The sequence below is a fragment of the Bartonella sp. HY328 genome (assembly GCF_025449335.1).
Classification (GTDB): Bacteria; Pseudomonadota; Alphaproteobacteria; order Rhizobiales; family Rhizobiaceae; genus HY038.
In genome coordinates, this window is record NZ_CP104883.1 from 140,430 (window position 1) to 152,164 (window position 11,735).

Annotated in this window: 9 protein-coding genes and 1 pseudogene; 6 read left to right on the forward strand and 4 right to left on the reverse strand. The window is 39.0% G+C overall.

Annotated features, from left to right (window positions below):
* Positions 1 to 518: 518 nt before the first annotated feature.
* Entirely contained in the window at positions 519 to 1,385 is an 867-nt protein-coding gene (pgl, locus tag N5852_RS00510; RefSeq protein ID WP_262098401.1) for a 6-phosphogluconolactonase, read from the reverse strand.
* A gap of 10 nt (positions 1,386 to 1,395) precedes the next feature.
* Entirely contained in the window at positions 1,396 to 2,871 is a 1,476-nt protein-coding gene (gene zwf, locus N5852_RS00515) for a glucose-6-phosphate dehydrogenase (protein ID WP_262098404.1), read from the reverse strand.
* Between the two features lie 417 nt (positions 2,872 to 3,288).
* On the opposite strand from zwf, the gene N5852_RS00520 reads away from it, so the two are divergent.
* From N5852_RS00520 to N5852_RS00535, 4 genes and pseudogenes are all read left to right on the forward strand, one after another.
* Positions 3,289 to 4,089 carry a glucose 1-dehydrogenase gene (locus N5852_RS00520; protein ID WP_262098406.1) on the forward strand — a complete coding sequence of 267 codons (801 nt, stop codon included), beginning with the start codon at positions 3,289 to 3,291 and terminating at the stop codon, positions 4,087 to 4,089.
* Positions 4,090 to 4,928: 839 nt separating this feature from the next.
* Complete coding sequence (locus tag N5852_RS00525) at positions 4,929 to 6,092, forward strand: Gfo/Idh/MocA family protein (RefSeq protein ID WP_262098408.1); 1,164 nt, start codon at positions 4,929 to 4,931, stop codon at positions 6,090 to 6,092.
* A 157-nt stretch (positions 6,093 to 6,249) separates the two neighbouring features.
* Positions 6,250 to 7,200, forward strand: coding sequence for a sugar phosphate isomerase/epimerase family protein (locus N5852_RS00530; protein WP_262098410.1), 951 nt, complete (start codon positions 6,250 to 6,252; stop codon positions 7,198 to 7,200).
* Positions 7,201 to 7,606: 406 nt separating this feature from the next.
* Positions 7,607 to 7,834 (forward strand): annotated as a pseudogene (locus N5852_RS00535) (SDR family oxidoreductase); the annotation flags it as partial.
* Between the two features lie 280 nt (positions 7,835 to 8,114).
* Here the strand turns inward: N5852_RS00535 and N5852_RS00540 are convergent.
* On the reverse strand, positions 8,115 to 8,897 hold the full coding sequence (locus tag N5852_RS00540) for a glycosyltransferase family 25 protein (RefSeq protein WP_262098412.1): 783 nt from the start codon (positions 8,895 to 8,897) through the stop codon (positions 8,115 to 8,117).
* Between the two features lie 296 nt (positions 8,898 to 9,193).
* Here N5852_RS00540 and N5852_RS00545 point away from each other — a divergent pair, with 296 nt between their 5' ends.
* A complete protein-coding gene (locus N5852_RS00545) occupies positions 9,194 to 9,502 on the forward strand; it encodes a hypothetical protein (protein ID WP_262098414.1) in 309 nt (102 codons plus the stop codon).
* A 300-nt stretch (positions 9,503 to 9,802) separates the two neighbouring features.
* Complete coding sequence (locus N5852_RS00550) at positions 9,803 to 10,087, forward strand: hypothetical protein (RefSeq protein ID WP_262098416.1); 285 nt, start codon at positions 9,803 to 9,805, stop codon at positions 10,085 to 10,087.
* Positions 10,088 to 10,329: 242 nt separating this feature from the next.
* On the opposite strand, the gene N5852_RS00555 is transcribed toward N5852_RS00550, so the two are convergent.
* On the reverse strand, positions 10,330 to 11,262 hold the full coding sequence (locus N5852_RS00555; RefSeq protein ID WP_262098418.1) for a ribose-phosphate pyrophosphokinase: 933 nt from the start codon (positions 11,260 to 11,262) through the stop codon (positions 10,330 to 10,332).
* Positions 11,263 to 11,735: the final 473 nt, after the last annotated feature.

An 11,735-nucleotide genomic window follows, 5' to 3' on the forward strand; every position in this document is an offset into this window, starting at 1 on the left:
TGTAATGAAGATGGTCTCAAATGAAAATTTTACATTTCACAATAATACAGGTTGAAAATTGATACATAAATAAAGGAGGAGTAACTAAGAAAATAACTAGGGGTAGGGCATATTCATTTGAACGAAAGAATATGAAGAAATTTTTATGATATTGGGGAAACAGACACCGAAAACACCAATATTTCCAAGGCTTTTTAACAAAGTTATCGCGAAAATTTACTTATATCCTGAAAGGACACAAAAACAGCTATTATCTAACATGTTGTAAAGCTTAAACCGATACACCAGCCACTTTTTGCTTTACTCATTATCTCAAAATTATATATTTTTGCTGTTTATTGTGCTTGTTTTATTGAATTAATCGTTCTGCACCTAAAGCATACTAAATTCTAGCTAAAGCATTTAGCTGGAGACTTGCAGGATTTGAGTTAAAAGGCCACTTCCAATAATGATAAGCCGTTTAAATTTTAACCAACAAGTAGTTTTAAAATTAAACGGCTTATCTTTATCATTAATATTTATTGCTGCTGATTATGATCGCCATTGCCAAGTGGCAATTCTGGAAGGAAGTCCTCAATATCTAGTTGTACTTCACTTTCAACGATTTGCTCACGCACTTCAATCATTTCAAAATAGCTTTCAGCAGCAAGATAGGGGTTGCGCTCTCCCTTTTCAGTGGATGGCGACCAGAAGAGCTGCACTGGCGTTGCAGCATTGCGCAATACTGCACGTACAGGTATTTCAGCCGCTTCTCCAAGTTCTAAAGCTTGTTCGAATTTTTCTAGCTTTGCCTCGCCTTCAATATGAAGGGCAATAAAATGTGCCTCGATCAATAGCGGTAAGGTAAGTGTAAGGCGCGGTTCTTCCGCCCCTCTTGCGTGAATTGGCACAACAAGGGCACGCGATTGTGGATCAATTGCCTGCTTTAAGCGGTCGCCACCTGGGAAAAATGACGCGGTATGGCCATCAAGCCCCATGCCTAGAATAACCACATCGAAAGGACGAGGAATATTATTTATGCGGCTTGCGGCTGAAAAAGCTGCTAGTTCTGCTGTGGTTGAGCGCATATAAAGCCCGATAAATCGAGCTCTTTCCGCGTAGTTTTTCAATAAATGTTGGCGCACCAACCGTTCATTAGAACGAATATTATCAGGAGCCACAAAACGCTCATCAACCAAAGTTATAGTAACCTTATCCCAAGGGATATCGATCTGAGACAAATAATTGAAAAACAACTTTGGTGTTTCGCCGCCAGAAACGGCAAGTGTTGCTTGGTTGCGTTCATTAATCGCCAAACTAAGCTCGGTTGCAACACGGTCGGCAAGCGAACGGGCAAGATCTTCTGGTCGATCAAAAGTATGGCGATCTATATGTAATGCAATCATAAAAAGGGCCTCAATCCATATCATTCCACGTGCGACCATCGCGCTCGATCAAAGCAATCGAACCAGATGGCCCCCACGTACCTGCCGTATATCCTTGCGCAGGTTGTTTTGTTTCATTCCATCCATCAAGAATTGGGTCAACCCATTTCCATGCCGCTTCTACTTCATCGCGGCGCATGAACAAAGTTTGGTTGCCGCGCATCACATCCATCAATAGCCGCTCATAGGCATCAGGATTGCGGCCAGCAAAGGAATCAGCAAAGCTCATATCAAGGGGTATTTGTCTTAAACGCATTCCGCCCGGACCTGGATCTTTTAGCATCATAAATTGCTTGACACCCTCATCAGGCTGTAAACGGATAACCAAACGGTTAGCCATAACCGGACCTGCGTCTTCACCAAAAATAGAATAGGGAATAGGCTTGAAAGTGACAACAATTTCAGACACCCGCTTGGTCATTCTTTTACCCGTACGTAAATAGAAAGGGGTACCTGCCCAACGCCAATTATCAATATCAACCCGCAAAGCGACAAATGTTTCTGTCGTGCTTTGATCGCTACCAAGATCCTCTAAATACGAAGCGGCGCGACCGGTTTCAGAAGCGCCAGCCATATATTGGCCACGCACGGTGGCTGTTTGCACATTTTTGTCAGTAACCTTGCGTAATGCGCGTAAAACTTTTAGCTTTTCATCACGCACTGCATCGGCACTATTGATAAAGGGAGGTTCCATCGCAACAAGGCATAATAATTGCAGCATGTGGTTTTGCACCATATCGCGCAAAGCGCCAGCTTTATCATAATAGCCTGCCCGCCCCTCAAGCCCGACCGATTCAGCAACGGTGATTTGGACATGGTCAATATGGTTAGAATTCCATAATGGTTCATAAAGTGCATTGGCAAAGCGCAAAGCCATCAGGTTTTGTACGGTTTCCTTGCCAAGATAATGATCTATTCTGAAAATTTGGTTTTCTTGAAAAACTTGACCGATTGCATCATTTAGCTCGCGCGCTGTTTCAAGATTTTTACCAATTGGCTTTTCAACAATGATGCGCGTATCCTTGGTAACTAGACCATTTTTGCCAAGTCTTACTGCTATATCTCCAAAAAGCGCAGGCCCCACGGCTAAATAAAAAGCGCGGACATTAACCGGTGCTTCCTCGATTTTTTTCTTTAAATCGCCCCAACCTTTATCGCTGGTCGCGTCGACGGCCACATAGGAAAGGCGCTTTAAAAATTTTTCGATCTGCTCAGGATTAATATCATCCTTAGCGACATGTGTTTTAATGGCTTGGGCAGCAAATTGACGATATTCCTCGTCACTCATCTCGCTTCGTGAAGCACCAATAATACGCACGGGTTCCGATAACTGGCCAACAAGTTGGCGGTGATAAAGCGCGGGAATAAGTTTGCGCTCGGCCAGATCACCAGCGCCGCCAAATACAATACAATCAAACGGAGGAATTGAAATACTATCATGGGCCATGAAGAATACCTTATCCTGATTGGTTAACCAGTTGTTGAAGTGGTTCTATTCATTACAAATAGAAAATCCTATATTTATTCTATAAACCCATTATGGTTAAAAAGGTTCATATATTTAATGCGGTTTTTTCCTATATTTATTCAACGTAATCCATAACACACAAGCAGAAAAACAAGTCAAACTATATGACGTCACTGCTTCGCGATTATTGGTATATTAATCACATTGCTCCATAAAGAAAATAGTTTATCTAACTGTTTAACGCGATATACAATTAATATTCGATATCCTAAAACTAATTTAAATGTCCATCTTATTTTGGCAGATATCATTTTCCGTTAACCAATTTACGGCAAACTCTTAGCAAAATTTGCATGGGATAGGTTGGTGTTTCCAACCTTTTATAAGGGGAAAACTTTGTCAAAAAATTATGATATCAACAAGCAATTATCGTTAAAAGGCAAAACGGCATTAATTACTGGGGCAGGGGCCGGCTTTGGTGCCGCGATAGCTCAAAAATTAGCGCAAGCGGGTGCCAATGTGGTACTTGCCGATATTAATTTGAAAAAGGCAGATGCCATTGCCAAGGATATAATGACTGATATTGGCAAAACGCAAGAAAATGCCGCCATTGCAGTTCAAGCTGATGTAACCCGTGAAGGTGATATAGATAATATGGTTACAAAGGCCCTACAACATTTCAAAAAAATTGATATTTTTGTAGCCAATGCCGGCTTTGCTCATCCGCAAGCTGATGTTACAAATGTCGATGAACCTACTTTTGATCTCATCCTCGCTGTTAACATTAAATCACTCTATTATTCAATTAAAGCTCTTGTGCCGCATATGATTGAAAATGGTAACGGCTCTATCATTACGCTAGGGGCAACGATGGCAGAACGCCCTCAAGCAGGATTTAGCTGGTTTGGTGCTGCAAAAGGCTGGGTAATGAGCGCAACAAGGGCATTAGCTTTGGAGCTTGCAGCCCATAATATTCGAGTTAATTGCGTGTGCCCAGCTCAATCAGATACTGCAACTTTTGACGTTTTTTACGGTAATCTTGCCGAGAAAAAACGCAATGAATTAATCAACTCCATCCCCCTTGGCCGCTTATCCAAACCGCAAGACGTCGCTAATGCTGCCCTTTGGCTTGCAAGTGAGCAATCATCCTTTACAACAGGGGCAATCCTTCCAGTAGATGGCGGCTACAATCTTTAGATTTTTAACTATATTTGCAAAAATGATGATGCCCTGCGCCAATAAATGGAGCTGTTAAAAATCGATTGGTACAGGTCTTAGCCAATAAGCGCCTATTTTATGCTAAGCCTTGCCGATAGCATGAACAACCGCGCTGATAATACGCTTATTATCAACACGTCTAACCTTGTAAGAAATAGGGAATAAGACGGCACCTACGCCAAATACTTTCGTTTTATAAATCAATTTTGAGTTATCTTCCTAACGCCAATGAATGCTTTAAGAAAAACAAAGGAAAACCGTAAAATTAATATATCTTGCCTAAAAACCACCAGATGAGTGGCCAAGTTGTTCAATATAGACTTAACGTCAGACACAATAAAAAACCTCGTAACAGATAGGCGAGTTTTTAAAATAGAAAAAATATATCATTTTTATATTGACAGAATTAATATGTTGTTATTAATTATAATCAAGATTTTTGAAAGAGAATCTTTTGACGATGATTAAAAATAAATCCGTCCAAATTTGGTTTAATCAAAACAAAATAAATAAAAAAACTGTATATACCAATTACTTTAAATTCATATTTTGTATTTGTATATTAAATTTGGAAAATGAGACTAAAAATAGTTTATCCAATATAAATAAATATTACCCAAACCTTTAAAATCAATACATCAATTAAAAATCATTAGCGACTTAGTATATATCATCTTAAATTTAATAATATAAATGGAATTTTTCTTAGATAAATTTATAAAATTTAATTTCTACGATCGAAAATAGATTAAGTTTTGCTTAAAACGCTATAATTTTTGATGTTGTGCTTTTAAACTACATAAATTGGGAGGAAAACGATGCGTAATCTTGGCATTGCTATTATTGGTGCAGGTATGATTGGTGCAGCCCATGCGGGTGCTTACCGTAATTTTTTACCTAAATTTGCGCAAAAGATTAAAAATGGTTCATTGCATACTATTTGCGATGCCAATCAAGAACAAGCTGAAAAACTTGCTGTTGATTATGGTTTTGCGCATGTTTCAACCAATTGGAGCGCAGTTTTAGAAAACCAAGACATTGGGATTGTCTCAATTTGTCTTCCGAATTTCATGCATGTAGAAGTCACGCGTGAAGCCCTGCTTAAAAAATGCCATGTCCTATGTGAAAAGCCTTTGGCTTTAAGTGCGAGCGAAGCCGAACCTTTAGTTAACTTGGCTAAAATCAACAACTCCATCTCTGGAACAGTTTTCAATTATCGCCGTATACCTGCCATTGCAGAAATAAAACAAAGAATTAGCAATGGCGATATTGGAGACATTGTACAAATCATTGTCAATTTCCAATGTGATTATGCAAGTGACCCACAACTACCTCATTCATGGCGTTATGAATTTGCCAAAGCAGGGCCCGGCGCTTTACTTGATATAGGCACCCATGCCATCGATATGGCACGCTTTCTATGTGGCGAGGTAAGCGAAGTTACAGGTGCCATTGCCAATATATCGATTAAGGAACGCTTTTTACCGGCAGGCTCCACAACAGGGCATCAATTGGCAAGCCTTTCGACACAAAGCAAACCCGTTGACAATGATGATGTTATGTCAGCTCTTTTGCGCTTTGAAAATGGCGCACAAGGTTTTTTATCTGCGTCTCGTATTGCCATTGGTAAAGGGAATGTTTTAACGCTTAAGGTATTTGGCAGCAAAGGAACCTTGGAATTTGATCTTTTGAATGCCAATTCCTACCAAATTGCATTATTAAACAATGGCCAACGCTCAACCTTTCAAACCTGCTTTAACGATGCAAATTCTCCATATATTAAAGAAAATTTGCCTGTACCTCATGACGGAGTAGCGGTGGGCTATGCAGAAGTATTTGGCTTCATGATCGCTGAATTTTTACAGTCTATTGCCAATAATACGCCATTTAGTAATGGCTCACTTAATGATGGCTATCAAGCATCTCGCATTCTCGATGCAATTCAACAAGCATCCGATAGCAATCAACCCGTACGCCTATAAAGCCATCTATCAAGTGCGTTAATAAGAACATTGCGCATATTTTTAAAATCAAACTTTGATTTTAACAAATAATATGCAGCCATAATTAAAAATCTATCCAAATACAGTTTTAAAAATGGATAAATTTAAGGACTATGATATTTAGTGGAGGAAAATCATGAAATTAGGTATTACTACAGAAGGATTAGCACATCTATCATTGGTTGATGCGCTTAATACAATTGCAGAATTAGGTCTTGAATATGTCGAGTTTGGCCTTGGCGGTTGGAATACTGCCCCCCATGCCAAACTCAAAACATTATTGGCTGACGCTAAGGAACGAAACTATTTTTTAGGCCTTATTAAGGAGCGTAATTTAAAAATTTCAGCCCTTAATTGCTCAGGCAACCCGCTTCATCCTGGCGACATTGGTATGCAAGATACACAGCTCACCAAGGATACTATTGCTCTTGCCAAGTTAATGGGCGTTAATCGTATTGTTATGATGTCCGGTCTTCCAGCTGGCAATGCCACCGATACCTGCCCCAATTGGATCACAACTTCCTGGCCATTAGAGGCAGTTGAAATGGCTAATTGGCAATGGAAGGAACGCCTGATACCCTTTTGGCAAGAGCATGCGAAATTAGCTGAAGAAAATGGTATTAAAATTTGCATTGAAAATCATGGTCGTCAATGTGTTTATAATATTGAAACATATATGCGCTTACGCGATGTCATTGGTCCAACTATAGGTATTAACTTTGACCCTTCTCATTTAATTTGGATGGGCGGCGATCCAGTTTCTGCTATTAAAGCACTCGGTAGTGAACATATTTATCATGTGCACGGCAAAGATACCCGCATCGAACCTGCAGCAAAGATTAATGGCACATTAGATGACAAGCCTGTAACCCCGATTGAAAAACGTTTTTGGAACTATGTACCCGTTGGACATGGCATATCAAAACGCGGTTGGCGCGATATTGTGCAAGCTTTGCGTGATAGTGGTTATGATGATGTTATTTCAATCGAAAATGAAGATTATACACTAGATAGCTTGCAGGCTATTCGTGATGGTGTAGATACCTTAAGTTTTGCGATTAAATATAGTAAACAACAAGCAGCATAAAACTGTTTATTTTTGATCGGTTAACAAATAATATAAAAGCCTATTTGATCGTTCTGACCTTTCTTATAGGCTTTTTGTATTTAGCAACCGCACGTTGCACTAGCCACGACTTATTCGTTTTGCCGCTCTATTTTCGTTGATCTATGAATGATTGGTTTTAAGCAGATAACCAAATGGGTGATTATATTCATTAACAGCGAAAGACGCGGATATTGCCTTATTCCTCTTTATCCCTTGGACATGCTGATAGACGCGTTATTAATTAAACAATCAATTTTACTAGCCGCCTATAATAGCCATCACTAAAACGCGCATATTGTAGACTATTCATGGGTTCTAGTTTGGTTTGGCAAAAGGCTGGGTAATGAGCGCAACGAGGGCATTAACTTTGTAGCTAGCACCCCATAATATTCGAGTTAACTGCGTGTTCACGGCTCAGTCAGATACTACAACTTTTGATGGTTTTTACGGTAATCTTGCCGAGAAAAAACACAATGAATTAATCAACTCCATTCCTCTTGACCGCTTATCTAAACTGCAAGACGTCACTAATGCTGCCCTTTGGCTTGCAAGTGAGCAATCATCCTTTACAACAGGGGCAATCCTACCAGTAGATGGCGACTACAATCTTTAGAGCGTACTCACATTTCTTATCGAAGCAACAAAATGCTTCAAATTTTTTATTTTGACACAACACCCTTTGTTAAAACTTCAATCAACTGTTGCGCTTGATTATTGCGCTTACAAAAATTTTAAACATTTTTAGCATGAACAGTTGCACATTTTTCCAACTATATTAAAATTTTAGGGGATTTTACCGTTATATATAAAATTTCCTAATCGAGCTTTCGCTGTGCCCACCAAACACTTAGCTATAGAAATAAAGGCCATACCTATGGTAATGACCTAATGTGCTATTCGTTAAAATCAATATTTTTTCGGATACTGCCAATAGCCAATAAATACTTTTTAATATTGGCTTTAGCCCGCTCGCATTGATCACCCATGCTATATTTTTTTACTCGTGCAGAAAGAGCAATATCATTATTGGCAAGCATCGTGGTTGGAGCAAGTGCATGACTTGCGCTAAATTCTGGATTTTGCCATCCTTGCGTACATAACGCAGGACTTAACTGAAAACTGCCATATTTACTGCCAATTATCCGCCTTGGACTGAACATATACGAGTCCACCAAATGGCAAAAATTTTCTGATTGTTTAAGCAGATCTCTAGCACGCTTTTTACTAATTAAATAACCACCCGTTCCAGGATTATCTTCAACGACGCGATAAATTGAAAACGGACCGTCAACTAAGAATTCTTTAGGTTTTACCTTTAGTGGCGAATAAAATTTCTCGACAGATAAAAGGTCTATCCCCTGCTGCCATAGACCCGTAAGTAAAAAATCGTTAAGTTGACTTGATATAAAAACATCATCTTCAAACACCATAGCATAATCATCATTGCTCTCGCAAATCACTTCCCAACATTTACGGTGACTGAGGAAACAAGCAATTTCGGTATTTTTAAGCGGGCTATAACGGCCTGCCACGTAACAATTTGCCATGGAGCTGGAAAGGCTCTTACCATCGACCGCCGCGATCCGCTCTGGTAGCAAACCAAGTTTCTTAAATTGTTGCTCAATATGTTGCCAGCGATCAAAAGAACGATCAAGATTAATAACGTAAAACTTCATCAACTACCCGCGCATGTAAATATTTTGACCATCATATCAATTTCAGTCTACGTTTAAAGTCTCATTAACATAACTTAATTAAGTAGCCTATACCATTTAAACTTAAAAAAAATAATAGCATTGTTACTTAAACGCCCCTCATTAACATATCATAAAATTTTCATTTAACGTTCATAAAACGGAAACAATCCGTTTTATTTTAACAGGCTTCCCTGTTAGTTATTTCCAATATATTCCTTAATACAAATCTAAGAAATCAAAAAACCTAATTAAAACAATTAATAAGGAATAAAACTATGAAATTATCAATTTTTACATTAGCCGCAGTTTTAGCAACAAACTCATTTGCGTTTGCCGAAAACAATCGCGCATTTTTTGATGATGGATCGCCTGAAAATACCTATATTGCCGGTCAAAAAAATTCAGCCAATATCAGCAATGACATTAAAGCACCTAAGAATTTTAATGGCCGCAACAAGTTTGGCGATGGATCGGTTGAAAATGGCTATACTGCAGGCAAGAAAATTAAACTCGTTACAACGTCTCGCCATGAAGCAACCGATGAAGGAAGAAATGGCTTTGGTGATGGCTCGCCAGTCAACTAGACACTTTATATTCAAAATATTCAAAAGCGCAAATTTTTAAAGTATTTTGTGCATCTTGAAACCGCTGCATGAACCCCTCCTGCGGCGGTTTTTTCTTGCCCAATTGGAATTGACCATTGCCTTGCTATATCTAATAAAAAATACAACTTTCCACCAAAAGTAAAACACACCTAAAACGCGATTGTCAAATAAAAAGCGACAATATGTCGATATTAATCTATCTATCATCTTTTAAAATAGTGTTTATGTTAAAAAATATAAGAAAAAAATACATAAAATCAACCGATAAGGAATATTACCATGAAATCATCAGTTTTGGCATTAGCCGTAATTTTGGCAACAACATCGTTATCATTTGCGCAAAATGGCCGTAATTTCTTTGGTGATGGCTCACCTGAAAATAACTATGTTTCTGGTCAGCATGTTACAACTTCCACACCCAATCAAAAAGATTACAGCGCAAATAGCCACGTAAGAACAACAAGCCGCGAAAGCGAAAATTCATATGATGGAAGTGCAGGGCGTTCTTCTATTGATTACGGCAGAAACAGCTTTGGTGATGGTTCGCCAAGCAATAATCACTAACATAATTGGATGAATGCTCCTTTTTATGCATGTAACCGCCTAATTTGTGAATATGCTCTGGGGCAAGAGCATAAAAACCAATGAGAAATAAAAAACCGCAACATCAGTCACGATATTGCGGTTTTTCTATATGACGAATTCAAACATTAGCTCTGTAATTTATATATTAGCACATGCTTGAGATAGATAAGCGGCAAATCCCCGTAAAAATCAAATTTCCTCACAAGGATTTAACGTCAATATTAATCAAAGAGACTTGATACGGACTGTTCTGCAGCAGTACGCGAAATCGCTTCGCCCAATAGGCTAGCGATAGAAATAACACGAATATTGCTGGTTTGAGAAATTTCGTCCGTTGGCTGGATAGAATCGGTGATAACCAATTCTTTTAGCTTTGAATTAGCAATACGCGCAGCAGCACCGCTTGAAAGCACGCCATGGGTGATATAAGCGGTAACACTGGTTGCACCCTTTTGCAGCAAGGCTTCAGCTGCATTGCATAAAGTGCCACCGGAATCGACTATGTCATCAAGCATCAAGCAATTTTTGCCTGCAACATCACCAATAACATTCATCACTTCTGATTCGCCTGGGCGTTCACGGCGCTTATCAACAATAGCAAGCTGCGCATCAATGCGTTTTGCCAACGAACGGGCACGAACAACACCGCCAACATCAGGCGATACAACCATAACATTATCGGTTGAATAATTGGCTTTAACATCACGAGCAATGACAGGAACAGCATAAAGATTATCAGTTGGAATATCAAAAAAGCCTTGAATTTGTCCAGCATGAAGATCAAGGGTTAAAACGCGGTGGGCGCCAGCTTCGGTAATAAGATTAGCAACAAGTTTAGCGGAAATTGGTGTGCGGGGGCCAGGTTTTCTATCTTGGCGAGCATAGCCAAAATAAGGGATTACTGCAGTGATACGGCGCGCTGAAGAACGGCGCAAGGCATCAATCATAATCAGCAATTCCATCAAATGATCATTAGCTGGATAAGAGGTGGATTGTAAAACAAACACATCCTTACCGCGCACATTTTCATGAATTTCTACGAAAACTTCCTGATCGGCAAAGCGGCGCACTGTCGCCGAACCCAAGGGAATATTGAGATATTTGGCAATATCCGCAGCTAAACGTGGATTTGCATTTCCGCAGAAAAGTTTCATTTGTCCATCCTCTGGCACTGTTGCTTGCCTAAAGAGCTTTTAAAAAAGTAATGCCATGTTGTTCACATTTTTCTCCTGATTGGATGGAGGAATAATGCTTATTTCCAATAAACGGGTAGAACGATTTTGGTAAAACTGATTTTCAAGTGATGAATAGTGAAATTAGTCAATTACCATGCATATTATAAATAAAGTGCTTATTTAGCAAACTTTATATCAAACAACATGCAAAACCGCATACTCCATCGCATAGTCCCATGGCTGTTAATGACTGTTTTTAATATAATTCCAATAAAGGCGTTTTAACGTGCCAAGGATAAAATGCAAGAAGACATTTTACATTCAACAGCATTTTAGCAAAAATTTTATGATTGTGGTAAATATGCCAAGCAAGTGGATAATCAAGTGTCAAAATGAAACAATAAAGTTGATTTATTTATTTGAAAGGTCGTTTCAATCGCCGGTATTTAAAC